This is a genomic window from Pseudomonas weihenstephanensis (genome assembly GCF_016812185.1).
Taxonomy (GTDB): domain Bacteria; phylum Pseudomonadota; class Gammaproteobacteria; order Pseudomonadales; family Pseudomonadaceae; genus Aquipseudomonas; species Aquipseudomonas weihenstephanensis.
On sequence record NZ_JAAEBV010000010.1, the window covers coordinates 53825 to 80394 of the forward strand.

Sequence of the window (26570 nt, forward strand, 5' to 3'; positions counted from 1 at the left end):
GCACTAAGGTGCCAGTATTTTCTGCTTGATCAGAACAGAGGAACGACCGTGCATAACGTCGTCATCAGCGGCACCGGCCTGTACACCCCGGCCAACAGCATCTCCAACGAAGAGCTGGTGCAGTCTTTCAATACCTATGTGCAACAGTTCAATGCCGAGAACGCTGGCGCCATCGAGGCCGGCGAGATCGAGCCTCTGGCCGAGTCCAGCGCCGCTTTTATCGAAAAAGCTTCCGGTATCAAAAGCCGCTTTGTGATGAACAAGGACGGCATTCTTGATCCGCAACGCATGCGCCCGCATTTGCCAGAGCGCTCCAATGACGAGATGTCTGTGTTGTGCGAAATGGCTGTCGGCGCCGCCCGACAGGCGCTGGAACGTGCGGGTAAAACCGCTGCCGATATCGACGGCGTCATCGTCGCCTGCTCCAACTTGCAGCGCCCATACCCGGCCATTGCTATTGAAGTGCAACAGGCGCTGGGCATCCAAGGTTTCGGCTTTGACATGAACGTGGCCTGTTCATCGGCCACTTTTGGCCTTCAGACCGCCAGCAACAGCGTGCAACTGGGTCAGGCCCGGGCCGTGCTGCTGGTAAGCCCGGAAGTGTGCACCGGCCACTTGAATTTCCGTGACCGTGACAGCCACTTTATCTTTGGTGATGCGGCGACCGCCGTGATCGTCGAGCGTGCCGACCTGGCGACCTCCGCGCATCAGTTCGATATTGTCAGCACCAAGCTGCTGACCACGTTCTCCAACAGCATCCGTAACAACTTTGGCTTTCTTAACCGTGCCTCAGACGAGCCGGCGGACAGCCCGGACCGACTGTTCGTACAGGAGGGGCGCAAAGTATTCCGTGAGGTGTGCCCGATGGTGGCCGAGTTGATCGGTCAGCACCTTGAAGAAAACCAACTGAACGTAGCGGATGTGAAGCGCTTCTGGCTGCACCAGGCCAACCTGAGCATGAACCACCTGATCGTCAAGCGCCTGTTGGGTCGCGAAGCGTCGGTTGAAGAAGCCCCGGTGATTCTCGACACCTACGCCAACACCAGCTCGGCGGGTTCAGTCATCGCGTTCCACACTTATCAGGACGACTTGCCAAGCGGTGCACTGGCGATCCTCAGTTCATTCGGCGCAGGCTACTCCATTGGTAGCGTGATTTTGCGCAAGCGTTGATCCCTTGATGGTGTCGTCACGGGCGCAGGCTGCGAGCTTCAGGTTCGTCGCCTGCGCCCGCCACTTCAACCGCTGTGAGACCCAATGGCAGACACTCAATTATTAACCCGCTTGCTGGCCGGTGATGAGCGGGCCTTTCGCGAGCTGGTCAGTACCTATCAAAGCCCGATGCGTGCCGTGGCGTACGCGATTGTCGGCAATCGGCACGCCGATGAAGCCGTGCAAGATGCGTGGTTGTCGGTGGTGCGCAACCTGGCCGGGTTTGAGGGCCGCTCAAGCCTGAAAACCTGGCTGCTGACCATCACGGCCAACTGTGCGAAAAACCGCTATAAACAAAATCGCCGCGAAGTGCTGCTCGACGACCTGCCATCGCCCCACGGCACGATCGATGATGAGCGCTTCTCCAGTGATGGCCATTGGTTGCTGGCGCCTTTCGCCTGGCATCAGGACACACCTGAAGCCCTGCTCACCGAAGACGAATTGCGTGACTGCCTGGAGCACACATTGTTGAGCTTGCCGCAGCTGCAAAGCAGCGTGCTGGTGTTGCGTGAGCGTCAAGGGCTGGAGCTGGAGCAGATTTGTAATCTTCTGGAGATATCGCTCTCTAATGTTCGGGTGCTCGTGCACAGAGCCCGACTTAAAGTCTTCGCGACCGTGGAGCATTTCGAGGAAACCGGTGAATGTTGACCTGCAAACAGCAAGTAGCCCGCTCAAGCGATTATCTGGATGGTCAGTTGACGTTTCGTGAACGGTTGTTGGTGCGTCATCACTTGTTGTTTTGTCCCAACTGCCGTCGGTTCATCAAACACATGCGCTTGCTGGGGGCGACGTTGAAAAAGCTGCCCGAGACGCCACCGGCCGACCTGGACAGTACGGTTGAGCGCATGATGCGTGAGCGCTCGCGCTCGAGTGAAAGCTAAAAGAAAAAACGTCGTCGACGGATGTGGGGATCGACGACGCATTCTCTTAAGCCCAGGTGCCGTTAGAACTTGGCTTCAACGTCCAGTTGCAAGGTATTGGTGTTGGCATCTTTCTGGGTGGTGGTGGCGTAGTCGGCTTTGGTCAGGAAGTACGTCACGCCAACCCCGAAGTTCTTGTCGATCTCGTAGCCCAGTTTGACCTTGTGGCCGCGAGAACCGGTGGTGCCGTTCGCGAAGTCAGAGTCAGTGAAGGCACCGACCACGGCGTTACGCTGAATATCGCGGTAGTTGTAGTCCAGGCTGAAGGCGTTGTACTTGCTTTTGAAGCCCACCAGCCACGCATCGTCCTGATCGCTGTCGGTCTCGGCGTTATGCACGTATTGGCCATACAGCGACAGTGGCAACGGCAGGTTGGCAATATCGACCTGGCCAAAGCCTTCGTACAGACGGAACTCGTCGGTGCTGTTGCCGTTGACCGCCAGTGCACACGGGGTGGTTTTGGTGCCGGTGGTGGGGCACTTGCTGTCTTCGTCGTTTTTGTAGCCGTAAACACTGCCGCCCAGCGTCACTTTCAAGCTGTCGGTCGGCGCGAAACGTGCACCCAACTGGCCGGCGTACATGCTCAGGTCATTGCGAAATTGCACGCCTTCGCCGTCGACGTTGTCCTTGAGGGTGTAATAACCCGCGCTACCGAACATCTCGACGCCGCTGTTGCCCAGGTTGTGTTTGTAGGTGGCGGCCAGACCTTCGGGGTTGATGTCGCTGTCCCAGATCACATCGCCGGTGCTGACCCACGGTTGTGGCATCTTGCCGCCAATCAGGTGCAGGTTATTAATCGCCGTGGGGTGGTAGTCGATGTAGGCCTGATCCAGCCACAGCTGCTTCTTGTCGAAGTAGTTGTCCAGGTCCTGGTTGGTGGAGCGCGCATCGTCGCCGCCGCCCGTGGCAATGCGAATACCGGTGTTCACTTGCGGGTTGATTTCGGTGTAGGCACCCAAACGAGCGCGAATGCGCTGACGGTCCTTGTTTTTGCCGTCAGATTCGCCATCGATTTTGACTGTTTCCTGACGCACGCGTACGTCGCCCTTGAATTCAGTCTTGGCCGCCCAGGCCACTTTTTGTTCGAAGGCGCTCAGATCAGACTTCTTCACCTGATTGGCGGCAGCTTCTTGCTGGGCCTGTTTTTCACTGGTGAGTTCGGTTTGCAATTCAGCGTATTGAGCTGGCGAAATGGAGCCGTTGGCCTTGAGCATTTCCAGCAGTTTGGCATCGACCCCGGCGCTGGCCGGAATGCTCATGGCTATAGCCAAGCCGCCACACAGTCCCGCCGCAACCCGTGTAGATACAAGACGCATATGAATCTCCCAGTGGTGAGATGGCCCTAGCCACCCCAGGAAAAACGGCCCTTTATGGGCTCTGAATTGAAGCGGTGCGGGTGGACTTTCGGCGTGTGGGCCGATGACCACTCATAACCCCGCGATCTAAGAAGCGGCGTCAGTATCGCGGCTGGATATGACAGAAAAGTGGCAAAGTGATAGCAAGTCTGTGACAGCGTCATCGTCGCTGGCGGGGTGGTACCATCGCGGCCTTACGCCGCGTGCTGAGGTTTTTCAATGCCGTTACATCGTCTGGACAGCCTGTCGGCTATTAGCGCTCAGGAATGGGATGCGCTGGTGCCTGCCTCGCAACCGTTTCTGCGTCATGCCTTTCTCAGTGCCCTGGAAGACAGCGCCAGCCTTGGGCCGCATTCAGGTTGGCAGCCCGAGCATTTGCTGCATTACGAAAATGGGCAGCTGCAAGCGGCGTTGCCCAGTTATCGCAAATGGCACTCTTATGGCGAATACGTGTTTGATCACGAGTGGGCGGATGCTTGCGAGCGTGCGGGCATTGACTACTACCCCAAGCTTTTGACGGCCGTGCCATTTAGCCCGGTCAGTGGCCCGCGCTTGCTGGCGGCCCGTGCCGAAGACGGGTTCGCGCTGCTGGCGGCATTGCCCGGTTATCTGGAGGTCGAGGGGTTGTCCAGTGCGCACATCAACTTCACCGACCCGTTGGCCGATAACGCGTTGGCACAGCAACCGGGCTGGTTACAGCGGCTGGGCTGCCAGTTTCATTGGCAAAATCGTGATTACCGCGACTTTCAGGACTTTCTCGATACGCTCAGCTCACGCAAGCGCAAGCAGATGCGCAAAGAGCGTGAGCAAGTGGCGGGGCAGGGGTTTGAGTTTGAATGGCTCGAAGGCCATCAGGTCAGCGAAGCACAGTGGGACTTCGTCTACGCCTGCTATGCCAATACCTACGCCATACGCCGACGCACCCCGTATTTGACCCGCGCGTTTTTCAGTCTGCTGGCCGAGCGCATGCCAGCGGCCATTCGTGTGGTGATGGCCAAGCAAGTCAACCAGCCGGTGGCGATGGCCTTCAGCCTGGTGGGGGGCGACAGTTTGTACGGGCGTTACTGGGGCTGCCTGGCTGAGTTCGACCGGTTGCACTTTGAAACGTGTTTCTACCAGGGCATGGATTACGCCATCGCACAGGGTATTCAGCGCTTTGATGCGGGAGCACAGGGCGAGCACAAGTTGATTCGTGGCTTTGAACCGGTGATTACCCATTCATGGCATTACCTGCGCCACGCGGGATTGAAAGCGGCAGTCAGTGATTTTTTACGGCGTGAGCGTGAAGGTGTGTTGGCATATGCTCAGGAAGCACGTTCAGCCTTGCCCTATCGGCAAGGCTGAGCCGTGCACACCCTCAAATCAGGCAGGTGCGTCATTTCGTTTTTCGCAGTGCGACAGATCCCTTCGGTTGGCCATCAATTCGGCAGCCGTTGAGTAGGTCGAGCGAAAAGGCAGCGCGGGGAGGGGGGGCTGATAATCGGCCGACTCACGTTGTAGGAATAGCCTGCCAGTTCGGCAGGCTATTGTTCTGGCTTAATCGATCCCGACAAATCCACCCGTTTGGTGTTGCCAGAGGCGTGCATACAAACCGCCCTGGGCGAGCAGTTCGGCATGCGTGCCGCTTTCGGCGATCTGACCTTTTTCCAGCACCACCAAGCGGTCCATGCGCGCGATGGTCGACAGGCGGTGAGCGATGGCGATCACGGTTTTGCCCTGCATCAGGGTTTCAAGGCTCTCTTGAATCGCTGCTTCCACTTCAGAGTCCAATGCCGAAGTGGCTTCGTCCATGATCAGAATCGGCGCGTTCTTGAGCAGCACGCGGGCGATGGCGATGCGCTGGCGCTGGCCACCCGACAATTTGACCCCGCGCTCACCCACATGGGCATCAAAGCCGGTTCGGCCTTGAGCGTCGGACAGCAGCGGGATGAATTCGTCGGCGCGGGCTTTATGCACGGCAGCCCATAATTGTTCGTCGGTGGCATCCGGTTTGCCGTACAGCAAGTTGTCGCGAATCGAACGGTGCAGCAGCGAGGTGTCCTGGGTAATCATGCCGATTTGCTCGCGCAGGCTTTCCTGCGTCACTTCGGCAATATTCTGACCGTCAATCAGGATGCGCCCGCCTTGGAGGTCGTACAGGCGTAGTAGCAAGTTGACCAGTGTCGATTTGCCTGCGCCTGAGGGGCCGATCAAACCGATTTTTTCGCCCGGTTTGATCACCAGGTTCAGGTCGCTGATGATGCCGCTGCGCTTGCCGTAGTGGAAGTCCACGTGTTCGAAGCGCACCTGGCCCCGGGTCACGTTCAGGCGCGGGGCATTTTCGCGGTCAGTCACCGCCACAGGCTGGGCAATGGTTTGCAGCCCGTCTTGGACCATGCCGATGTTTTCGAAGATGCCGTTGACCACCCACATGATCCAGCCGGACATGTTGACGATGCGGATCACCAGGCCCGTGGCCAGCGCAATGGCTCCCACGCTGATCAACGATTGGCTCCACAGCCACAGGGCCAGGCCGCTGGTGCTGACAATCAACAGACCGTTCATGCTGGTGATGGTGACGTCCATGCTGGTGACGACACGGCTGGCCAGTCGGGTTTTTTCGGTTTGTTCGATGATGGCTTCGCGGGCGTACTGTTGCTCAAAGTGAGTGTGGGCAAACAACTTGAGGGTGGTGATGTTGGTGTAGCCGTCGACGATGCGGCCCATCAGTTTAGAGCGCGCTTCGGAGGACACCACCGAGCGTTCCTTGACCTTGGGCACAAAGTAATACAGTGCACCGATATAAAGCACGATCCAGGTCAGCAGCGGCAGCATGAGGCGCCAGTCGGCTTCGGCGAACAGCACCAGCGAGCTGATGGCATAGATCAACACGTGCCATAGCGCGTCCACCGCTTGCACCGCTGAGTCGCGTAACGAGTTGCCGGTTTGCATGATGCGTTGCGCAATGCGCCCGGCAAAATCGTTCTGGAAGAAGTTCAGGCTTTGCTTAAGCACATAGTTGTGATTCTGCCAGCGGATCAGGCTGGTCATGCTCGGGCTGAGGGTCTGGTGCACCAATAAATCATGCAGGCCAAAGAACACCGGGCGAATGATCAAGGCCACGACGGCCATCCAGATCAGTTCACCCTTGTGGAGGCTGAAAAAGTCAGTGTTGGGCGTGCCCTGTGCCAGGTCGATCAAGGTGCTCAGGTAGCTGAACAGCGCGACTTCAACCAGGGCCGCGACCAGCCCCACCACGAGCAGTGCGGCAAAAATCGGCCATACCTGGCGCAGGTAATAGAGGTAAAACGCCCACACGGTAGAGGGCGGTGCATCGGTGGGAGGCTTGCGGAAAATATCGATCAGTTGTTCGAAACGACGGTAGAGCATGGTCACTGACGCCCGCTGTGCGGGCTCTCCTTTAGTGGTGTGGCCGGTAGCACCCGATGGCGTAGTTTTTACCGGTCAGCGCTCCCTGCAAGACTCAATCCATCAGTCCACGCGTTTGGCGGACTTGATCAGAACCGGGTCAATGGGCACATTTTGCATGCCTTGCTTGGTGGTGGTCTGCGAGTTAACGATTTGATCGACAACGTCCATGCCTTTCACCACTTTGGCGAACACGGCGTAACCGGCATCACGGCCCGGATCAAGGAAGGCGTTGTCAGCCACGTTGATGAAAAATTGGCTAGTGGCAGAGTTCGGGTTGCTGGTACGGGCCATCGACAAGGAGCCACGCACGTTATGCAGGCCGTTGCTGGCTTCGTTTTTGATCGGGTCTTTGGTGTCTTTTTGTGTCATTTGAGCCGTGAAACCGCCACCTTGCACCATGAAGCCCGGGATTACCCGGTGGAAAATGGTGTTGGTGTAGAAACCGCTGTCGACGTATTCCAGAAAGTTCTTGCTGCTGATCGGTGCTTTTACCGGGTCCAGTTCGATTTCAATTTCCCCGAAGCTGGTGTTCAGCAGTACATGCGGCGCCTTGGTCGGTGCAGGCGTGGCAGCCATCAGGTTGGCAGCAAACAGCAGGGCACCAGCGGCGAGGGCAATCTTTTTAAGCATGGTTCAGTAATCCTGAAAAGTGGGGTGACGGGTCTATGTCACGCAGGCAATGGGGCGAGGTGTAGCGATCGTTGGACAGGATATGCGCGAATCCGGTTCCTGCCCACCGCTGTTCACGCTTGCAGTGGCGCAGCAAACGCTGCGTCCAGCGGCGCTGTATCAAAGGTGCGTAACAACTCGACAAGTATTTGGGTGGCAGGCCCCAGCGGTTTGTCCTTGTTGCTGTACAGGAAAAACACCGGGTGGCGGTTGCCGCCCTGATGGAGCGGCAAAGGCTTGAGCAGGCCTTCGTGTATTTCGCGTTCAATCATGTGCCGAGGCAGCCAGGCAAAACCCAGGCCACTGCCAACAAAGGCGGCAGCGGTGGCCAGGCTGCCAACGGTCCAGCGTTGTTCGGCGCCCAGCCAGCCCATGTCGCGTGGTTGCTGGCGCCCCGAATCGCGGATCACCACTTGCAGCTGGCTTTCAAGGTCCTGAAATTGCAGTTCACGTTGCAGACGGTGCAGCGGATGGTCCGGGTGAGCCACGGCGACAAACTCTACCGCACTCAACTCAGTGCCCAGATAGCCTGGAATATTGAAGCTGCTGATGGCCAGGTCAGCGACCCCCTCGAGCAGGACTTCCTCTACGCCGGACAGCACTTCTTCACGCAGGCGCACCCGGCAGCCGCGGCTTTGCGGCATAAATGCGGTCAGCGCGCGAACCAGCCGTGCGTTGGGGTAGGCGGCGTCCACTACCAGGCGAACTTCCGCTTCCCAGCCTTGCTCCATGTGGTGGGCGAGGTCTTCGAGCTGGCTGGCTTGTTTGACCAGCTGCCGCGAGCGGCGCAGCAATACGCCGCCCGCCTCGGTGAGCACCGCTTTGCGGCCGTCGATGCGCAGCAGTGGCACCCCGAGCTGATCCTGCATGCGGGCCACGGTATAACTGACGGACGATTGCGAGCGGTGCAGCACCTCGGCGGCCTGGGCAAAGCCGCCGTGGTCGACCACCGCTTGCAGGGTGCGCCATTGATCAAGGGTCACGCGGGGCGCTTTCACGATGAATGCCTCAAAGATGATTGGATTAATGCGCAGTCGCTACCGAAGGCTGCGTCAGGTGTTATGCGCGGCGACGAGAAACGGGCCAAATAGTCGCATCAGCAGGTGTTTTAATAAACAACTTAATAGATAGGTTGTAGCAGGTATTTGCGCTTTTTCATCGAACCAATGCTGTTTAGTCTTCACTCCATCGCCTTACAGCATTTAAAGATGGAGCCTACCTCTCATGTCCCGTGTCCTGATCATTGAAAGCAGCGCCCGCCAACACGATTCGTTTTCCCGTCAATTGACCCGCCAGTTCATCAGCCAATGGCAAGCCGCTCATCCTGAGGACCAGATGACGGTGCGCGATGTGGCGCTCAATCCGGTGCCGCATCTGGATGCTCATTTGCTGGGCGGCTGGATGAAACCTGAAGATCAACGCAGCGAGGCAGAGCAAACGTCCTTGCAGCGTTCAAACGAATTGACCGATGAATTGCTGGCGGCGGATGTGCTGGTGATGGCCGCGCCGATGTACAACTTCGCCATTCCCAGCACGCTCAAAGCCTGGCTGGACCACGTGCTGCGCGCCGGGGTGACCTTCAAATACACCGAAACCGGGCCGCAAGGTTTGCTCATCGGCAAGAAAGCTTACGTGCTGACCGCCCGTGGCGGTATCTATGCGGGTAGCACCGCGGACCATCAAGAACCGTATTTGCGTCAGGTGATGGCGTTTATCGGTATTCACGATGTGACGTTTATCCACGCCGAGGGTATGAACCTGGGCGGTGACTTTCAGGAAAAAGGATTGAACCTAGCCAAGTCCCGGCTTTCACAAGTGGCATGAGTTGTTAATCGACAGATAATCGGCGACAGGCTTAATCGTTTCATTGCTCCTTCAAGCATGCGGTTCGCGCATCGAACCTCCCTTTGCACTTTGCTCCTGAGTGCTCCAACCCGATCAGCCTCTGTGCCAGATCGGGTTTTTTTTGCCCGGCATTTCGTTGCACAACGAAAACCGCTAAGGTCGCGCACATTCCGTTGGGCAGCAGGCGAAACATTTATGGGTTATTTGTTGATTGTCACGCTGATACAGGCGTTTTCCTTCAGCCTGATTGGCGAGTATCTGGCAGGCCACGTCGACAGTTACTTTGCGGTGCTGGTACGGGTGGTGCTGGCGGGTCTGGTGTTTATCCCGTTGACGCGCTGGCGCAAGGTCGAACCCGGTTTTATGCGCGGCATGTTGCTGATCGGTGCTTTGCAGTTCGGCATCACTTACGTGTGCCTTTATCTGAGCTTTCGCGTGCTCACGGTGCCAGAAGTATTGCTGTTCACCATTTTGACGCCGCTGCACGTGACGTTGATTGAGGATGCGCTCAATCGGCGCTTCAATCCGTGGGCGTTGGTGGCGGCACTGGTGGCTGTCAGCGGGGCAGCGGTGATTCGTTTTGACAGCATCAGCCCGGACTTCTTCAAAGGCTTCCTGTTGCTGCAATTGGCCAACTTTACCTACGCTGCTGGCCAGGTGATGTACAAGCATCTGGTGGCGCGTTACCCCAGCGATCTGCCGCATTACCGGCGTTTTGGTTACTTCTATCTGGGCGCGCTGGCCGTGGTGTTGCCTGCATTTTTGCTGTTTGGCAAAGCGCACTTTTTACCGGACGCACCGTTGCAGTGGGGGGTGCTGGTATTTTTGGGGCTGGTGTCAACGGCACTCGGCATGTACTGGTGGAACAAAGGCGCGTGCCTGGTCAGTGGCGGCACGCTGGCGGTGATGAACAACCTGCACGTGCCGGTCGGCTTGCTGCTGAACCTGCTGATCTGGAACCAGCATGAACCGTTGGGCCGTTTGTTTTTGGGCGGGCTGGTGATTCTGCTCGCTGTTTGGATCAGTCGCCTCGACCGCAAGGCCGTGACGAGCTAAGGTCTTGGGACCTATCCAGCATCCACAGGAGAGCAGGGATGACCGTCAGAGTGTTGATATTGCCGGGGCTTTTTGATTCAGATCCCGATCATTGGCAATCGCAGTGGGAGCAGCGTTTTAGCGGGTTCAAACGCGTTAAACAGACCGATTGGCAGACGCCGACCTGTGCAGACTGGGTGCAACGCTTGCATGAAAAGGTCACTGCCAGCGAGCGACCTGTCGCGTTGGTGGCCCACAGCCTGGCGTGTACCTTGATCGCCCGCTGGGCGCATGAGTATCCAGACATTGCACAAAAGATGGTGCGAGGGGCTTTGTTGGTCGCGCCCAGTGATACCGAAGCCGACAGTTATCCCGGCGGCACTCACGGTTTTACACCGATGCCACTGAATTTACTGCCGTTTGAATCGATCACCGTGGCAAGCACTGACGACCCTTATGTCAGCGTCGAGCGCGCCAAAATGTTCAGTGATGCCTGGGGCAGCACCTTGGTGCATCTACCCAATGCAGGGCATATCAATGGTGAGCGTGGCTATGGCAAGTGGCCGCAGGGCATTGACCTGTTATTTAAATTGACGGGCGATCAGCAGTTCAAACAGGCGTAATGCCGGTGGATGTCAGGGTCTTGCACGCATGCGCTCCAAGACCCTGGCATTCAGCTTCTCAATCGTCAGCGTTTGCCGCTGGCGCAATCACTAGCGGAGTTTGAAGCTTATTCAACAAGCCGTTGCGCAAATCATTGCCGCTTGGCTGTTGATACACGCTCAGGCCGAACTCAGGCATCACTGACAGCAAATAGTCAAAAATATCGCCCTGGATCTGCTCGTACTCATCCCACACCGTGGTGCGGGTGAAGCAGTACACCTCCAGCGGCACGCCTTGGGCGGTGGTTTGCATCTGACGCACCATGCAGGTCATGTTCGGCTGAATCTCAGCATGGCTTTTCAGGTAGGCCAGCGCATAGGCGCGAAAAGTACCGATGTTGGTCATGCGTCGACGGTTGGCGGACATGGCGGCGACGTTGCCCTGGGCCTCGTTCCAGCTTTTGAGCTCGGCCTTTTTGCGCGTCAGATAATCCCTGAGCAAGCGCACTTGCTCCAAGCGCTGTTCTTGCTCATCTGTTAAAAAACCGATTTCAGCGGCATCGATAAACAGGCTGCGCTTGATTCGGCGTCCACCGGACTGCTGCATGCCGCGCCAGTTTTTGAACGACTCGGACATCAGGCGCCAGGTCGGAATCGAGACGATGGTCTTGTCGAAGTTCTGCACCTTGACCGTGTGCAGGGTGATGTCGATGACATCGCCATCGGCGCCCACCTGCGGCATTTCGATCCAGTCCCCTACACGCAGCAGGTCGTTACTGGTCAATTGCACGCTGGCCACGAACGACAGCAAGGTGTCTTTGTAGACCAACAAAATAACCGCCGACATCGCGCCCAGACCCGAGAGCAGCAGCATGGGTGAGCGGTCGATCAAGGTGGCGACGATGATGATGGCCGAAAACACATACAGCAGCATTTTGGTCAGCTGTACGTAGCCTTTGATCGGCCGGGTTTTGGCGTAATTGGTGCGCGAGTAGATGTCGAGCATGGCGTCCAGCAACGCGCTGATCACCCGCGTCAGGACGAAAATCGTAATCGCCAGCGCCAGGTTGCCGAGGAAGTGGCGACCGTTGTCGCTCATGTCCGGCACCAGGTTGCGCCCAAATTGCACCATCAACGAAGGTGTCAATTGCGCCAGACGATGGAACACCTTGTGTTCGCGTAAATCGTTGATCCAGTGCAGCGCCGGTTGGCGGCCCAACATCTTGGTCACGCGCAAAACGATGATGCGTGCAACGTGGCCCGCGATCAGCGCGATGCCCACCAATACGATCAGGCCCAGTAGCGCAGATAGCCAAGGGTGCTCGTCGAGGTGGGCCCAAAGCGTCTGGAATTGAACCCAGAGTTGTTGAATATCCATAAGCGAAAACGTTACCCCAGAAGTAAATGGCTCGGGGATTAGAGCATTTACAGGTGTTCAATGGGCTGATGCGGGACTAAAGAGCGTAAAAATTCATTTCTTTCACGCCGTTCATGCAAAGTCACTCGGCCTGAGCGCTCGAAACGTTTACTCTATGCCGCTGATTTTTTGCATTTCTTCGAGGTAGCACCCGTGTTTTCCGATTTCGCCCTGCACGAACGCCTGCTTAAAGCTGTGGCCGAGCTTAAATTTGTCGAGCCTACGCCTGTGCAAGCAGCGGCCATTCCGCTCGCGCTCCAAGGGCGTGACCTGCGGGTGACAGCTCAGACCGGGAGTGGCAAAACCGCTGCTTTCGTCTTGCCCATTCTGAACCGCCTGATTGGCCCGGCCAAAATCCGCGTCAGCATCAAAGCGCTGATCCTGCTGCCTACCCGCGAGCTGGCACAGCAAACGCTCAAGGAAGTGGAGCGTTTTTCGCAGTTTACGTTCATCAAGTCCGGCTTGATCACCGGCGGTGAAGACTTCAAGGTCCAGGCTGCCATGCTGCGCAAGGTGCCGGATATCCTGATCGGTACGCCGGGCCGTCTGCTGGAGCAACTGAACGCCGGCAACTTGGACTTGAAAGAAGTTGAAGTGCTGGTACTCGACGAAGCTGACCGGATGCTCGACATGGGCTTCGCCGAGGACGTGCAGCGTCTGGTCGACGAGTGCCAGAACCGTCAGCAGACCATGCTATTTTCGGCCACCACCGGTGGTTCGGGGCTGCGTGAAATGGTCGGCAAAGTGCTGGACAACGCCGAACACTTGCAGCTCAATCAGGTCAGCCAGCTGAACGCCACCACGCGTCAGCAAATCATCACCGCCGACCATAATCAGCACAAAGAGCAGATTGTTAACTGGTTGCTGGCCAACGAGACGTATCAAAAAGCCATTGTTTTCACCAACACCCGCGCTATGGCTGACCGTATCTACGGCCGTCTGGTGGCTCAGGACTACAAAGCGTTTGTCTTGCACGGTGAGAAAGACCAGAAGGACCGCAAACTGGCCATCGACCGCCTCAAGCAAGGCGGGGTCAAGATTCTGGTGGCCACTGACGTGGCAGCCCGTGGCCTGGACGTTGAAGGCCTGGACTTAGTGATCAACTTCGACATGCCACGCAGCGGCGACGAATACGTACACCGTATCGGCCGTACCGGCCGTGCCGGCAACGAAGGTTTGGCGATCTCGTTGATCTGCCACGGCGACTGGAACCTGATGTCCAGCGTTGAGCGTTACTTGAAGCAAAGCTTCGAGCGTCGCACCATCAAGGAAGTCAAAGGCACCTACGGCGGACCGAAAAACGTCAAGGCTTCGGGCAAAGCGGTTGGCGTGAAGAAGAAAAAGACTGACGCCAAAGGCGTGAAGAAGAAGTCAGGCGCCAAGGCACCGACCAAGCGCAAAATCGCTAACCGTCCTAAGACCGATGCTCTGTCATTGGTCAGCAAAGACGGCATGGCGCCGCTCAAGCGCCGTAAGCCAGAAGCACCCGCCGCTGAATAAAGCGCAGGTATAAAGGTGCAAAAACCCGGCCTCGGCCGGGTTTTTTATTGTCTGGGCAAAAGCGCCTGAACGTCTGCCGGGATTATCAGTCACTACTCAAGAAGGACATTTCATCTAACCGTAGGGGAGTGAAGCTGATGACCACTTATAATTGGGCACTGATCGAGCGTCTTCTGCACGAGGTGCAAAATGGCGCAGGTAAGCCATTTACACCACGGGTGTATGCCGAACAGTACGCTGTAGACCTCCAGAATCAGGATCAGCCGGTGGGCGATGTTGATGAGCTGAAAGTACTGGCCTGCAATTACGAAGCGCTGTTGCTCAAACAAGGTTTTATCGCGCCGCGTCCTGAAGACGAGGGGGGTACAGGTGAGAATTTTGTCCTGACTGAGCGCGGGTCGCAGTTGCTGAGCCTGATCGACAGCGCTATTCCAGGCAATGATCACCCGTTGCAGGTGCTGGATGAACAGGCGGACCCGCTTGATCCCGCGACGTTTGATGCGCTGGCGGCCAAGGCGCAACTCGCTTGAGTGCACTCTCTGGCCGTTTTGTCGCAGAACGGCCAGGGTTTTGTGCGTCAACGACTGCGCCGTCGCAGGCCTTTACCTGTGGGGTGAATCACACCGAGATAGCGTTAATCATTTGAGCGTCAAACGAGGCGGCGGGCGCCATGTCAGGCCATATGGCGGCGTGCCTCGTAGCCCGTCTGAGCACGAAAGATGTGGGAGGCGCAGCATGCTGGCGAGCTGGAACAGAAAAGCGGCTGTGGATCGAGCAAGCCAGGGCGGCGGTTCAAGGCCTTTGAGTCAGTAAAACGCGCGCTCAGCCTTGAGCGTGACCAAACCATCACATTGGCTGTTCTGCCCCGAATAGGCTGAGCACTCCGCGCCCTCCAGGCTAGAGTCGCTGTAGATCAGGTTGAGGTCGATGCCCATGAAGGGGCGGGAGAACTTGATTGACCAGTCATTGAAGGCGCGCACACTGCCGCCCTCGGCAATCGACACCGGGGTGCCCAGCTGGTGGGTGGTGTATTTCATGCTCACCCCAATGCCTAACGGCTGGTTGACCCCAAGGTCGGCAAATAATGTGCTGTCATGCCGGTTCGGGTCGTTGCTGAACGCTGCGCCTAAGCGGGTTCCGAGCACCGTCAACCCTGCGTAGAACTGCTGGCTGTCGAGCGGGCTGAGTTTGGGGTAGCTGTAATGGATCATCCCCAGCTCGTAACTCAGGGTTTGGTCGAAAGGGTGTTTGTAACCCAGGTAGGAGTCGACTTCGAGGTTAGTGCCGGGCTTGATACCCATCGTCGGCGCCCACTGGCCGACGTACCAGCCACTGTCGTGGGTCAAGTCCAGGCCGCCATGAAAGGTCGAGCCGGGGCTGGTGGGTTTGACCAGGCCTTGGGCCATGCTGCGGCTGGGTTGAGTGGCGAGTTTGAGGTCGAAATCCCCCAGTTCGCGGGAGAAGACCTGTGCATCAACTAACGTGCTGGCCAGCAGAGTGCCGGTCAGCATTAACGCCCGTGTGAGCATGCATTCCTCCTGTTGTGCGCGCAGAGGCTTGATCTAGAGGGCTTAGAGGATACGGGTGAATGCCGGCCACAGTGTGCCGTTCGTCGATTTATCGAGCCAGACGAACATTTAGAGGGGAGGTAGCCGATAGTCCTAGCGCTTTGTGCAGGCAAAGCGCATGAGGACCTAGTGACGCGAGGGTGTTACTTTTTGCCCAGCGTGATTTGCTTGGACGGGCCGAAAGTCTGGCCGCTGACGCCTTTGTCAATTTGCTGGATCTCGCCACCGGATTTCAAGAATGCGGCGATTTGCGCATTGATCGAATCACTGGTTTCAACTGCGGGAGCTGGCTTTGCTTTGCTGGCGGATGCTTTTACGCGCATGACGGCTATTGACCTGTAGAAAATAACTTGGCCAGCGATAGTACCTGAAATACTTGACAATGGCTTGTTAAATATCTCCGTAAAATAATATAAGGCGCCGGGCCTTGAATATATTCACTCTCGTAATCACCGGCTAACTGGCTGTTTTAATTAAAAACATTCACTGGTTTATTGCCGGCTAAAGACGGGGCTCGGGCGCAGGTTTTCGCCGGTCGGGCTGACGAGCGGCGCGCAACAGCGCTGGCCGATGCCCGTAAACCGGGCGCTGGGCAGATTTTTTCGGGGCGGCGTCCTACAGCTTCGATGTGCCCCCCTAAACTCGGGTAGAATGCCGCCCACGTAATGAGGGTATTGGACATGGCTTTAATCGGTCGCTACAACAGTTTGCAAGTGGTGAAGCACACCCACTTTGGTTTGTATCTGGACGGCGGGGCAGACGGCGAAATTCTATTGCCCAACCGTTATATTCCCAAAGACATTCCCAGTGAAGATGAAGACTGGCTCAACGTTTTTGTTTATTTGGACAGTGATGACAAGTTAATTGCCACCACTGAAAAACCAAAAGTTCAGGTGGGTGAGTTCGCCAGTCTGAAAGTGGTTGAAGTTAATAGCATCGGTGTATTCCTCGATTGGGGGTTGCCCAAAGATTTGCTGTTGCCGTATTCCGAAGAAAAACGCCAGATGACGGCGGGCGAATACGTGGTGGTGCACGTCTATCTCGACAAGCACACCCGTCGTATCACGGCCACTGCACGCCTGGATCGCTACCTGGATAAAACCCCGGCCACGTATCAAGTCGGCCAGGAAGTTGACCTGCTGGTGGCCGAAGCCACCGACATGGGCTTCAAGGCGGTGATCAATAACAAGCATTGGGGCCTGATCCACAAGAACGAAATCTTCAAGTTCATGCGGGCGGGCAAGCAAGAAAAAGGCTTTGTCAAAGAAATCCGCGCTGACGGCAAAATCAGTTTGAGCTTGCAGCCAGTCGGTCAGGAAGCGGCCAGCAGCCTGAACGCCAAGATCCTGAGCAAACTGCGCGGTAACGATGGCGTGTTGGCGGTGAGCGACAAAAGTGATCCCGAGCTGATCAGCAGCCTGTTTGGTGTCAGTAAAGGCAACTTCAAAAAAGCCATCGGCTCGTTGTACAAGGAAGGCAAGATTGCGATCCACCCGGACCGCATTCAATTGATCTGATCCAACTGCCAAGAGGGCTGTCGACATGCGGAAAAGTGTTTGGGCGTATATCGGTGCGTTACTGGCTTTTCTGATACTCGACGGCCTTTGGTTGGGCCTGCTCATGAGCTCTACCTATAAAGAGCTGTTCGGCCCCTTGATGCTGGAGCCTCCCAAGTGGGGCCCGGCCATCGTCTTCTATTTGATGTACGTCCTCGGTGTGGTGTTTTTTGTGGTGCGCCCCGCGCTGACCCGTGGCAGTGCCCGCAGGGCAGCGCTGAGCGGTGCATTCTTCGGCCTGATCGCCTATGGCACTTACGACATGACCAACTGGGCGACGCTCAATGGCTGGTCTGCACAGCTGGCGCTGATGGACATGGCGTGGGGCACGCTGTTGACCTGCCTGGCGTCGCTTTCAGGTTATTGGACCGCCCGCAAACTGGCGGCTTGATGTTTTCAAGGTGTTGATATGAGTGTTTCGCGGCGAGCAACGGATGCCTTCGCACTGCAAGTCATGTTAGGCCTTTGCCTGATTTGGGGCGTACAACAGGTGGTGATCAAAACCGCTGCCCTGGACATTGCTCCGGTGATGCAAGCGGCTGCCCGGTCGGGCATTTCCGCGTTGCTGGTGGGCGTGTTGATTTGCTGCAAAGGCGGCTGGAGCCAGGTGCCGGTCACTTGGCGTGGCGGCCTGTTGGCGGGTAGCCTGTTTGCTCTTGAGTTCTTCTTTATTTCTGAAGGATTGCAACTGACCAGCGCTGCGCACATGTCGGTATTTCTCTACACCGCGCCTATCTTCACCGCCTTGGGCGTCAACTGGCTGTTGCCCGGCGAGCGTTTGCGGCCGTTGCAGTGGCTGGGGATTTTTCTCGCATTCGTCGGCATCGTGTTCGCCTTTGCCGGTGGCGTATCGCTGGCTGACATGGACCGCAACATGCTGCTGGGTGACGCCTATGGGATTTTGGCGGGCATGGCGTGGGGCGCCACCACGGTGGTGGTCCGGGGTTCGCGTTTATCTGAGGCGCCGGTCACGCTGACGCTGTTTTACCAGCTGATCATCGGCTTTGTCGGTTTGCTGTTGATTGCCGCCCTCAGTGGTCAAATCAGCCATGTCAGCCTGACCACCGTTGCGGTGGCCAGTGTGCTGTTTCAGGGGTTGGTGGTTTCATTCTTTAGCTATCTGGTGTGGTTCTGGATGCTCCAGCGCTATCTGGCATCCAACCTGGCGGTGTTTTCTTTTATGACCCCGCTGTTTGGCGTGACGTTCGGCGTGTTGGTGCTTGATGAGCCGCTGAGTGTCAACTTCGTGGTGGGCGCGATTTTCGTGCTGTTTGGCATCACGTTTGTCAGCGCAGAGCAGTGGATGCGTCGCAGGGTGCGCACGCTGCTGGGGCATTGACCGAGTGCAAAGCCAGTACGCCTGCGACCAGCAAGCCACAGGCCGCCACCGCTAACGCAGGTTGCAAGCCGCCACTGAAATGGCTGCTGAGTGCCGCCAGTAAAGGGCCGCTCAACTGTCCCACCGCGAAGCAGGCCGTCAATAACGCGGCGTTACGTTGCGTGGCGTGGGGCGCAAGGTCCCGCGAGCGTTGCATCACCAAAGGCATGCAGGCCAAAAAGGGTGTCCCGCACAGGATCACACCCAGTGCCAGGCCCGCACTGCTGGGTAACAAGCAGGCCAGCACGCCCAGTGCTTGAATCCATAACCCCCCCATCAACCCATAGCGCGTGGTGTTTGGGTTGATGCGTCTAAAGCTGATCAACAGCACACCCAGTGCGGCGCACAGGCCGAAGGCCGGCCAGAACAGATCAGCCTGCCATTGGCCATGAAAGCGAGCATTGGCCATCTGTGACAAAAACGTTGCCGGGATGATGTAGCCCAAACCATACAGCCCATAAATGGCGCCCAAACGTGAGATGCCGGGCGTACGGGCACTGGGCGCTACGGTGACAGAGGGTGACGGCTGCGCAGCGGGCGTGGGCAGCATCGGCAAAATAGCCAACAGCATGATCAGTGCAGCGACCGCATAGATCAGCCATAACGTCGCGGAGTTTTGGCCTGTGACATTGGCGCCCAGCGCCAGCAACCCGGTGAGCAGTACACCGACCCCCGGCCCGGCAAAGACCAGTGCCCCGAGGCGTGGGCGATGGTTCGACACGGCCAAGTGTTGGCTGAGGGAGGTGATCATCACCATCACCCAGGCGCTGGCGACACCGGCGCCAAATCGCAGCACCAGATGTGGCCAAAAGCCTTGTGCCCAGAACGAAACGAAGGTCAGGCCCACGCATAGCCATAAACCGCTTAGCAGGCGGTTATGCACTTGGGCAGGACGTCGGGCGCGGATGGCGTCCAGCGCACCGATCAAATAGCCCAGGTAATTGGCGGCTGCGATCAGCCCGGCGCCGGTCAGGTCGATCTGGCCTTCGCTGATTAAATGCGGCAGTTGTGGCGTAAGCGAAAACCGGCCAATCCCCATCGCCATGACAAGGGCGATAAAGCTGGCGAACAGGTGCAACAGAGCAGACATGGCAGCAATTCCTGCAAGAAGACAATGACCGTCAGGCTAGAGAGGATTGACTTTCATTAAAATTGAATAATAGTGAGTGACTTATTCTGTTTTGGAGAACGGTGTGGAGTTCAGCCAATTACGCATTTTTCAGGCCGTGGCCGAGGAAGGCTCCATCACCCGCGCGGCTGAACGCCTGCACCGCGTACCGTCGAACCTGTCGACAAGGCTCAAGCAGCTTGAGGAGCAGATGGGCGTCGAGTTGTTTGTGCGCGAACGTCAGCGTTTGCAGCTGTCAGCGGCGGGCAAGGTGCTGCTCGATTACACCGCGAGACTGTTTGCCCTGCGTGAAGAAGCATTGGGCGCAGTGCAGGGTGGGGTGCCAGCGGGCAAATTCACCTTGGGCACGATGTACAGCACGGCGGCCATACACTTGCCCGCCTTGTTGGCGCGTTATCACCGCAGCTACCCGGCGGTGAATTTGCACGTTCAATCCGCGCCCAGCGGCGAGCTGCTTGAAGGTTTGCTGACCGGTCGGCTGGACGCCGCGCTGGTGGACGGTCCGCTGGAGTTGGCCGGGCTGGATGGCGTGGCGTTTTGCCAAGAACGCCTGGTGCTGATCAGTGATCTGGACCACGTGCCAATCACCCGCGCGCAAGACGTGCAAGGTCGTGAAGTCTTCACCTTCCGCCAGGGTTGTTCCTATCGCTCACGGCTTGAAGCGTGGTACGCCAGCGACCGTGCCGCCATGGGACGGGTCATGGAGATCGAGTCTTACCAAGGCATGCTGGCATGTGTGGTGGCAGGGTCGGGCGTGGCGCTGATGCCAGAATCGATGCTGGCCAGTTTGCCGGGGCGTGAAAGCGTACGTGCGCACCCTTTGCAACCGCCGTTTGACAGCGCAACCACCTGGCTGATGTGGCGCAAAGGCATGATGGGCGCCAACCTCAATGCCTGGATTGAATTGCAACACACACAGCCCTGCAACATGGCGTAATGCCTGCAATGTAACTTCAGGTATCGGCATCAGTCGCATTTGTGCGAAATTAGCCAAAAGTTCATTGACTTCCGGCAAGCATTGCGTAGGACTTAGGACTATTATCTGTACGAAGCGACCAAAGATTAGGGGTCGCCGGTGTAACCCCAAGGGGGATTTATGAAAGACAAACTGCAAACCTGGCTGCATGACGTGGGTGTGGCGCTTGGCCTAATTGAGCCGCCGCTGCAACCTGTACCGATTCCTGTCGAAAATCCGCGTCGTCGCCCGCAACGTCGCCGTTAAAAGCTGGCGAGTGCAGTGAACGCAGGGTGTTTGCTGTCCAGAAAAAACGGGTACGACCGTCGACGTCGCACCCGCTGAAGTCAGCATTGCCCCACAGAAAACGTATTTAGACGGCGCTCACCACCGTGGCTGGGCGACGTGCCATCAGGCTGACCACAATAAAGCTGATCAATGCGACGCCGAGGCTGTAATAAATCGGTGTATTGGCGTCCAGGCCGTCCTTGAACATAAACACCAGCGCGGTAATAAAGCCCAGGCTCATGCTGCAAATCGCGCCGGCGGTGGTCGCGCGTTTCCAGTAAATGGCGCCGATCAAGGGCACCAGCATCCCGCCGACCAACAGGTTATACGCCAGCGTGAGCGCACTGATCACGTCGTTGACCACCAGCGCGATGGCCAATACCGCCATCCCGGTGAGCAGTGTGAACAGGCGATTGATCGACAGGCTCGATTGCTTGCCGCCGCGCAGTTTGGGCAACAGGTCTTCGGTGAGCACCGTGGACGCTGCCAGCAAACCCGCACTGGCGGTGGACATCATGGCGGCCAGGGCGGCTGCAATCACCAACCCGCGAATACCGTCCGGCAGCGAGACTTTAACGATGGCCGCAAAGGCGTTGTTGACGTTGTCCAGATCCGGGATCAAGACGTGCGCGGCCATGCCGATCAAGGCGCAGGTCAGCCCGTAAAGGATGCAGTAGAAGCCTGCAAAGGTGCCGGCGTACTTGGCAACTTTGGGCGTTTTGGCGGTAAATACCCGTTGCCATATGTCTTGGCCGATCAGAATGCCGAAGAAATAAATCATGAAATAGGTGACGATCGTATCCCAGCCAATGCTGGTGAAATTGAAGTTGGACGCGGGCAACTTGCTCACCAGTTCATCCCAGCCGCCCACGCGATACAGGCAGATCGGCAGCAGGACAAACATCAGGCCCACGGTCTTGATCACGAACTGCACGATGTCGGTCAGGGTCAGCGACCACATGCCGCCGATGGTCGAATACACCACCACCACGCCACCGCCGATCAAGATCGAGACCCAAAATGGCAGGCCGAACAGCACTTCCAGCACCGTACCAATGGCCAGAATCGAGGTCACGCCAATCATCAGCGCATAGGCCAGCATGATCACCGCACTGGCTTGACGCGCCATCGGGTTGTAGCGTTTTTCCAGCACTTGGGTGACGGTAAAAACTTTTAGCTTGAGCAGCGGTTTCGCCAAAAACAGGTTCAGTGCGATGATCCCGCAGCCCAGCGCCGCGCACAGCCAAAAACCCGAAATGCCGTGTACATACCCCAGGCGTACCGTGCCCACCGTCGACGCGCCGCCCAACACGGTGGCGGCCATGGTGCCCATGTACAACGTGGGGCCCAGGTTGCGCCCGGCCACCAAATAGTCTTCGTGGGTTTTGGCCTTGCGCATGCCGTAGTAGCCGAGCACCAGCATTGCCGCTGCGTAGATAAGGACGACCAGTAGATCTATAGCCATGATGGCGAATCTCCAATTATTTTTTTTATGGATGCAAACGCACAGCAGTGTGCAACGGTGCCGTCAGTTCAAGACTGCAAAGCGCCGTTGGCACGGGTTGACGATGTCCTTATCGGTGCGCTACGCCGGGTAGCACGCAAAGCATTTCGTAGAGCAAATTAGCGCCTAGCAACGAGGTGTTACCGGTGGTGTCGTAAGGCGGCGAGACTTCTACCAGATCGCAACCCACCAGGTCGAGGCCCTGACAGCCGCGAATCACCTCAATCGCCTGGATTGTGGTCAGCCCGCCGATTTCCGGGGTGCCGGTGCCAGGCGCCCAGGCCGGGTCGATGCCATCAATGTCAAAGCTCAGGTAAACCGGGCCGCCGCCGACTTTCTCACGGACTTCGGCCATCAGCGGCGCGAGGGATTTGTGCCAGCACTCTTCGGCCTGCACCACGCGAAACCCCTGTTTGCGGCTCCAGTTGAAATCTTCAGCGGTATAGCCTTGTGCGCGCAGGCCGATTTGCACCACGCGATCACAGTCCAGCAAGCCTTCTTCGACGGCCCGGCGGAAGGTCGTGCCGTGGGCGATCTTCTCGCCAAACATATGATCGTTGACGTCGGCGTGGGCATCGATGTGCACCAGCCCGACCTTGCCATGCTTTTTATGGATCGCGCGCAGGATCGGCAGGGTGATGGTGTGATCGCCCCCCAGAGTCAGCGGGATGACAGCGTGTTCGAGGATTTCGTCGTAGGCTTGTTCGATAATTCGCACCGCATCCAGCAGGTTGAAGGTGTTGATTGCTACGTCGCCGATGTCAGCCACCGACAGCGAGTCGAATGGGGCTGCGCCGGTGGCCATGTTGTAAGGGCGAATCATCACGGATTCCGCGCGGATCTCCCGGGGCCCGAAGCGGGTGCCGGCACGCAGTGAGGTGCCGATGTCCAGCGGTACACCGATAAAAGCCGCGTCCAGCCCGGCGGCTGATTGCAGGTGAGGCAAGCGCATCATGGTGGCGATGCCGGCGAAGCGCGGCATTTCGTTACCGCCCAGTGGTTGGTGCAGAATTTTGTCCACGGGTAGACCTCGTCGTTTGTTGTGGTTATGGCGACTGATTCTGCGAAAGGCCGGCGACTGGAAGAATCCCTACAGGCAAATACTTAGTTCATATTTTTCTAAACTAATGTCGACCAAGCGGTTAGGCTAACGCTCAATATCATCTGCATAACGTGCAGCTCTCGATTTTGGCATCGCCATTTTCCTGCGCCCGTGCGTTGTGAGGTTCATGCCACTCGGTATAAGTGAGTCTCTAATGGCCAACGCTTTACCCGATCTGAAACTATTACGTATTTTTGCCAGCGTGGTCCGCCACCAAGGCTTTGCCAATGCACAGCAGGCATTGAACCTCTCGACCTCGGCGATCAGCACCTACATGAGCCAGCTTGAAGCAAGCCTGGGCCTGGTGCTGTGCCACCGTGGGCGCGGTGGTTTCAGCCTGACCAGCAAGGGCGAGTTGTTCCATCAGGAAACCTTGCGCCTGCTGGGCGAACTCGAAGGGTTCGAGCAGTACGCCGCCGCGCTCAAAGGCGAGTTACGCGGCACGTTGAACCTGGGCGTGATCGACTCCACGGTCAGTGACAAGGCGCTGCCGTTTGCCGAGGCGGTTGGTGCCTACAGCCAGGAACACCCGGCCGTGCACTTGCATTTATCCGTGATGAGCCCGTATGAACTCCAGCTCGGTGTGCAAGACAACCGGCTGGACTTGGCGATTGGCGCGTTTTCGTCGCGCATGAGCGGCCTGGTTTATCAGCCGCTGTACCGCGAGCAGCATTGGCTGTATTGCAGCGCGCGGCATCCGTTGTTCAGCGAACGACGCATTCCCGAGCCGGTGATTACACAACAACGCATGGTCGGGCGGGGTTACTGGAGCCAGGCCGAGTTGGCGCGTCACGGTTTCAAACACAGCGCGGCCACGGTCGACAGCATGGAGGCGCAACTGATTTTGGTGCTTTCAGGGGCCTACATTGGCTACTTGCCCCAGCACTATGCCGAGCCGTGGGTGGATAAAGGCGACTTGCGCGTATTGCTGCCTGCGACGTTCGGTTATCAGGCGCCGTTTTCGATGATTGTGCGCCGTGGCCGCAGCCGCGAACCGTTGATTCAAACTTTCCGTGATCTGCTCAAAGCGCAGCTCAACCAATCCTGACGACGAGCGTTCCTCCATGTCCCGAGCCCAATGCCCTCGCTGCCTGCGCCCTCAGTCGCACTGCTTGTGCGAACTGATCCCTCACCTGCACAGCCGCACCCGCGTGTTACTCCTACAGCATCCGAGCGAGGTCGGCCATGCGCTCAATACCGCACGCCTGGCCGCGCTGGGCCTGAGCAATGCAGAGTTACGGGTGGGTGAAGTGTTTGACGATCTGGAGACATTGCTCAACCCGCCGGGTTATCAGGCGCGGCTGTTGTTTCCGGGGCAAGGGGCGCAACTGATTGCGGCGCATAAGGCTGAAGACAGCCTGCCGTGGTTGCTGGTGGTGCCGGATGGTACATGGCGTAAGGCGCGCAAGTTATTGCACCTCAACCCCCTGTTGGCGAATGTGCCGCGGGTGACCCTGCCCGAGGGCGCGCAGTCGCGCTATCGATTACGCAAGGCGCCGGGGCCCGGCGCGTTATCCACGCTGGAAGCGATCGTGCAGACCCTGGAAATACTTGAAGCGCCGAGTGTGTTCGAGCCTTTGTTGCGCCCGTTTGAAGCCTTGATTGAAGGGCAGATTGAAGCGATGGGCGCCCAAACCTACCAGCGCAATCACCTCGATAAAGCCTGAGCAAAGGCGCGCGTCTGAGACACCCGGGTTGAAGGGTTATACGACGGCTGTGCGGTCGGTCACAGCCTCGCCTGACTCGTCAGTTCCCTGGTGTCCTACCGTTCGCGCAATGACTCTGTTCGGGCTTTCAACACCGGTTTGAGCAAGTAATCCAGCACGCTTTTTTGCCCGGTGACGATGTCCACTGCCGCGGTCATGCCGGGAATGATCAGCAGGGGTTTTTGATCACCGCCCAAGTGATTTTTGTCGGTGCGCACCTGGATCAGGTAAAAGCTGTTGCCCTTGTCGTCGGTGATGGTGTCGGCACCAATCAATTCCAGTTTGGCGCTCATGCCTCCGTAAATCGTGTAGTCATAAGCGCTGAACTTGACCATGGCTTTCTGTCCAGGATGCAGAAACGCGACATCCTGAGGTCGTACTTTGGCCTCAATCAACAGGTTGTCTTCCAGCGGTACGATTTCCACCATGTCACTGCCCGGCTGGACTACGCCGCCAATGGTGTTGACCTTCAGCTGTTTGACGATGCCGTGGACCGGCGATACCACCGTGGTGCGGCTTACCCGGTCGTCAATGGCGATGCTGGTGGCGGTGATTTTCGACAGGTCGGTGCGTTTTTGATTCAGTTCCTTGGCCGCGTCCGAGCGAAAGGTTTGTACCGATTCGTCGATTTTGCTGCGGATTTCATTCATCGCCGCTTCTGCCCGTGGTATGGCCAGGGTCGTGGAGTCCAGCGAACCGCGAATTTCGACCGCGCTACGTTTGAGACGCAAGATTTCGACCGGCGATACCGCCCCCGTACCCACCAGTGGCGCCGACATGTTCATCTCCTGATTCAACAACGCCAGGCTGTTACGAAACTGCTCTTGTTTGGAGCGAAACTCGGCCAACTCCTGGGTTTTTTGGCGCAATTGCTCGGTCAGCGTGCGCTGCTCGCTGTTGAGCCGCCGCTGACGTTGCAGGAACAGCGATTTTTCGTCTTCAGCCACTTGCGGCGCTTTGGCGATCACTTCGGGTGACAGCTCAAACGGCCGTCCCTCGGCTTCGGCTGACAGGCGTTCAACCTGGGCGGTGAGGGCGTAACGGTCGGCTTCACTTTCGCCACGGTTGGACAAAAAACGCGTGTCATCCAGGCGCAGCAGCGTATCGCCCTTATTGACCATTTGCCCTTCGCGCACCAACAGCTCAGTGACGATCCCGCCTTCAAGGTTCTGGATGACTTGTACCTTGCTCGAAGGAATGGCCTTGCCATCGCCCACGGTCACTTCGTCCAGTACCGCGAACTTGGCCCACAGCAGCGCCACAATAATCAACGCCGCCGCGATCCACACGGTGATGCGCGACAGGCGCGGTGAGTCTTGCAGTGCAGCCCCGGTGGCCTCGGGCATGTAGTCGCTTTCGCCACTTTTCTTGAAACTGTCCAGATAACTGCGCAAGCCGGAGCGTGCAGACATACATCTCTC

27 protein-coding genes are annotated in these 26570 nt (G+C 57.6%); 16 read left to right on the top strand and 11 right to left on the bottom strand.

Annotated features, from left to right (window positions below; genetic code table 11):
- Positions 1 to 48 precede the first annotated feature (48 nt).
- The 3 genes from GYN01_RS21830 (at position 49) to GYN01_RS21840 (ending at position 2090) form a co-directional block, all read left to right on the top strand.
- Positions 49 to 1170: a beta-ketoacyl-ACP synthase III gene (locus GYN01_RS21830; RefSeq protein ID WP_048366352.1), complete on the top strand. Its 1122-nt coding sequence runs from the start codon at positions 49 to 51 to the stop codon at positions 1168 to 1170.
- Between the two features lie 84 nt (positions 1171 to 1254).
- Positions 1255 to 1857 (top strand): RNA polymerase sigma factor, encoded by a 603-nt coding sequence (locus tag GYN01_RS21835; protein ID WP_048366351.1) that lies wholly within the window; start codon positions 1255 to 1257, stop codon positions 1855 to 1857.
- Positions 1851 to 2090, top strand: a complete 240-nt coding sequence (locus tag GYN01_RS21840; RefSeq protein ID WP_048366350.1) for an anti-sigma factor family protein — start codon at positions 1851 to 1853, stop codon at positions 2088 to 2090. Before GYN01_RS21835 ends, GYN01_RS21840 begins: the two co-directional genes overlap by 7 nt.
- 62 nt (positions 2091 to 2152) lie before the next feature.
- Here the strand turns inward: GYN01_RS21840 and GYN01_RS21845 are convergent, their stop codons facing one another.
- Positions 2153 to 3445 (bottom strand): putative porin, encoded by a 1293-nt coding sequence (locus GYN01_RS21845; protein WP_048366349.1) that lies wholly within the window; start codon positions 3443 to 3445, stop codon positions 2153 to 2155.
- Positions 3446 to 3703: 258 nt separating this feature from the next.
- Between GYN01_RS21845 and GYN01_RS21850 the strand changes: the two genes are divergently transcribed.
- Positions 3704 to 4828 (top strand): GNAT family N-acetyltransferase, encoded by a 1125-nt coding sequence (locus GYN01_RS21850; protein WP_048402545.1) that lies wholly within the window; start codon positions 3704 to 3706, stop codon positions 4826 to 4828.
- A 192-nt stretch (positions 4829 to 5020) separates the two neighbouring features.
- Here the strand turns inward: GYN01_RS21850 and GYN01_RS21855 are convergent, their stop codons facing one another.
- The 3 genes from GYN01_RS21855 to GYN01_RS21865 form a co-directional block, all read right to left on the bottom strand.
- Positions 5021 to 6853 (bottom strand): ABC transporter ATP-binding protein, encoded by a 1833-nt coding sequence (locus tag GYN01_RS21855; RefSeq protein ID WP_203307783.1) that lies wholly within the window; start codon positions 6851 to 6853, stop codon positions 5021 to 5023.
- 102 nt (positions 6854 to 6955) lie between these two features.
- Entirely contained in the window at positions 6956 to 7525 is a 570-nt protein-coding gene (locus GYN01_RS21860; protein WP_048366345.1) for a peptidylprolyl isomerase, read from the bottom strand.
- Positions 7526 to 7638: 113 nt separating this feature from the next.
- The gene (locus GYN01_RS21865; protein ID WP_203307784.1) at positions 7639 to 8562 is read right to left on the bottom strand and encodes a PA3225 family LysR-type transcriptional regulator; all 924 of its coding nucleotides are present in this window, start codon (positions 8560 to 8562) and stop codon (positions 7639 to 7641) included.
- A gap of 226 nt (positions 8563 to 8788) precedes the next feature.
- Between GYN01_RS21865 and GYN01_RS21870 the strand changes: the two genes are divergently transcribed.
- The 3 genes from GYN01_RS21870 (at position 8789) to GYN01_RS21880 (ending at position 11067) form a co-directional block, all read left to right on the top strand.
- Complete coding sequence (locus GYN01_RS21870; RefSeq protein WP_203307785.1) at positions 8789 to 9388, top strand: FMN-dependent NADH-azoreductase; 600 nt, start codon at positions 8789 to 8791, stop codon at positions 9386 to 9388.
- A gap of 216 nt (positions 9389 to 9604) precedes the next feature.
- Positions 9605 to 10465 (top strand): carboxylate/amino acid/amine transporter, encoded by an 861-nt coding sequence (locus tag GYN01_RS21875; protein ID WP_203307786.1) that lies wholly within the window; start codon positions 9605 to 9607, stop codon positions 10463 to 10465.
- 38 nt (positions 10466 to 10503) lie between these two features.
- Positions 10504 to 11067: an RBBP9/YdeN family alpha/beta hydrolase gene (locus tag GYN01_RS21880; RefSeq protein ID WP_048366341.1), complete on the top strand. Its 564-nt coding sequence runs from the start codon at positions 10504 to 10506 to the stop codon at positions 11065 to 11067.
- Positions 11068 to 11125: 58 nt separating this feature from the next.
- Here GYN01_RS21880 and GYN01_RS21885 read toward each other — a convergent pair whose 3' ends face one another.
- Positions 11126 to 12424, bottom strand: a complete 1299-nt coding sequence (locus GYN01_RS21885) for a mechanosensitive ion channel family protein (RefSeq protein WP_048366340.1) — start codon at positions 12422 to 12424, stop codon at positions 11126 to 11128.
- Positions 12425 to 12616: 192 nt separating this feature from the next.
- On the opposite strand from GYN01_RS21885, the gene GYN01_RS21890 reads away from it, so the two are divergent.
- Complete coding sequence (locus GYN01_RS21890) at positions 12617 to 13963, top strand: DEAD/DEAH box helicase (RefSeq protein ID WP_048366339.1); 1347 nt, start codon at positions 12617 to 12619, stop codon at positions 13961 to 13963.
- Between the two features lie 137 nt (positions 13964 to 14100).
- On the top strand, positions 14101 to 14493 hold the full coding sequence (locus GYN01_RS21895; protein WP_203307787.1) for a transcriptional regulator: 393 nt from the start codon (positions 14101 to 14103) through the stop codon (positions 14491 to 14493).
- Positions 14494 to 14769: 276 nt separating this feature from the next.
- Here the strand turns inward: GYN01_RS21895 and GYN01_RS21900 are convergent, their stop codons facing one another.
- Together GYN01_RS21900 and GYN01_RS21905 are read right to left on the bottom strand one after the other, a co-directional pair.
- Positions 14770 to 15492 (bottom strand): TorF family putative porin, encoded by a 723-nt coding sequence (locus GYN01_RS21900; protein WP_203307788.1) that lies wholly within the window; start codon positions 15490 to 15492, stop codon positions 14770 to 14772.
- Positions 15493 to 15674: 182 nt separating this feature from the next.
- Positions 15675 to 15854 carry a hypothetical protein gene (locus GYN01_RS21905; protein WP_019410559.1) on the bottom strand — a complete coding sequence of 60 codons (180 nt, stop codon included), beginning with the start codon at positions 15852 to 15854 and terminating at the stop codon, positions 15675 to 15677.
- Positions 15855 to 16211: 357 nt separating this feature from the next.
- On the opposite strand from GYN01_RS21905, the gene GYN01_RS21910 reads away from it, so the two are divergent.
- From GYN01_RS21910 to GYN01_RS21920, 3 genes are read left to right on the top strand one after another with little or no spacing between them, the layout of a single operon-like run.
- The gene (locus GYN01_RS21910) at positions 16212 to 17048 is read left to right on the top strand and encodes a CvfB family protein (protein ID WP_203307789.1); all 837 of its coding nucleotides are present in this window, start codon (positions 16212 to 16214) and stop codon (positions 17046 to 17048) included.
- 25 nt (positions 17049 to 17073) lie between these two features.
- Positions 17074 to 17478 (top strand): DUF2177 family protein, encoded by a 405-nt coding sequence (locus GYN01_RS21915; RefSeq protein ID WP_048366335.1) that lies wholly within the window; start codon positions 17074 to 17076, stop codon positions 17476 to 17478.
- A gap of 18 nt (positions 17479 to 17496) precedes the next feature.
- Complete coding sequence (locus GYN01_RS21920) at positions 17497 to 18426, top strand: DMT family transporter (protein WP_203307790.1); 930 nt, start codon at positions 17497 to 17499, stop codon at positions 18424 to 18426.
- On the opposite strand, the gene GYN01_RS21925 is transcribed toward GYN01_RS21920, so the two are convergent.
- Positions 18374 to 19555, bottom strand: a complete 1182-nt coding sequence (locus tag GYN01_RS21925) for an MFS transporter (RefSeq protein WP_203307791.1) — start codon at positions 19553 to 19555, stop codon at positions 18374 to 18376. The two genes, GYN01_RS21920 and GYN01_RS21925, sit on opposite strands and share 53 nt — an antisense overlap.
- A 103-nt stretch (positions 19556 to 19658) precedes the next feature.
- Here GYN01_RS21925 and ptrR point away from each other — a divergent pair, with 103 nt between their 5' ends.
- Positions 19659 to 20531, top strand: coding sequence for a putrescine utilization regulator PtrR (ptrR, locus tag GYN01_RS21930; protein WP_048366332.1), 873 nt, complete (start codon positions 19659 to 19661; stop codon positions 20529 to 20531).
- Positions 20532 to 20690: 159 nt separating this feature from the next.
- Entirely contained in the window at positions 20691 to 20816 is a 126-nt protein-coding gene (locus tag GYN01_RS22530; RefSeq protein WP_275296456.1) for a PA1414 family protein, read from the top strand.
- Between the two features lie 106 nt (positions 20817 to 20922).
- Here GYN01_RS22530 and GYN01_RS21935 read toward each other — a convergent pair whose 3' ends face one another.
- A complete protein-coding gene (locus tag GYN01_RS21935) occupies positions 20923 to 22302 on the bottom strand; it encodes a sodium:solute symporter family protein (RefSeq protein WP_048366331.1) in 1380 nt (459 codons plus the stop codon).
- A 109-nt stretch (positions 22303 to 22411) separates the two neighbouring features.
- Positions 22412 to 23362, bottom strand: coding sequence for an agmatinase (gene speB, locus GYN01_RS21940; RefSeq protein WP_048366330.1), 951 nt, complete (start codon positions 23360 to 23362; stop codon positions 22412 to 22414).
- 235 nt (positions 23363 to 23597) lie between these two features.
- On the opposite strand from speB, the gene GYN01_RS21945 reads away from it, so the two are divergent.
- Positions 23598 to 24491: a LysR family transcriptional regulator gene (locus GYN01_RS21945; RefSeq protein ID WP_048366329.1), complete on the top strand. Its 894-nt coding sequence runs from the start codon at positions 23598 to 23600 to the stop codon at positions 24489 to 24491.
- A gap of 16 nt (positions 24492 to 24507) precedes the next feature.
- Positions 24508 to 25110, top strand: coding sequence for a tRNA-uridine aminocarboxypropyltransferase (locus tag GYN01_RS21950; RefSeq protein WP_048366328.1), 603 nt, complete (start codon positions 24508 to 24510; stop codon positions 25108 to 25110).
- A 95-nt stretch (positions 25111 to 25205) separates the two neighbouring features.
- Here the strand turns inward: GYN01_RS21950 and GYN01_RS21955 are convergent, their stop codons facing one another.
- Positions 25206 to 26561 (bottom strand): HlyD family type I secretion periplasmic adaptor subunit, encoded by a 1356-nt coding sequence (locus tag GYN01_RS21955; protein ID WP_048402554.1) that lies wholly within the window; start codon positions 26559 to 26561, stop codon positions 25206 to 25208.
- Positions 26562 to 26570 lie beyond the last annotated feature (9 nt).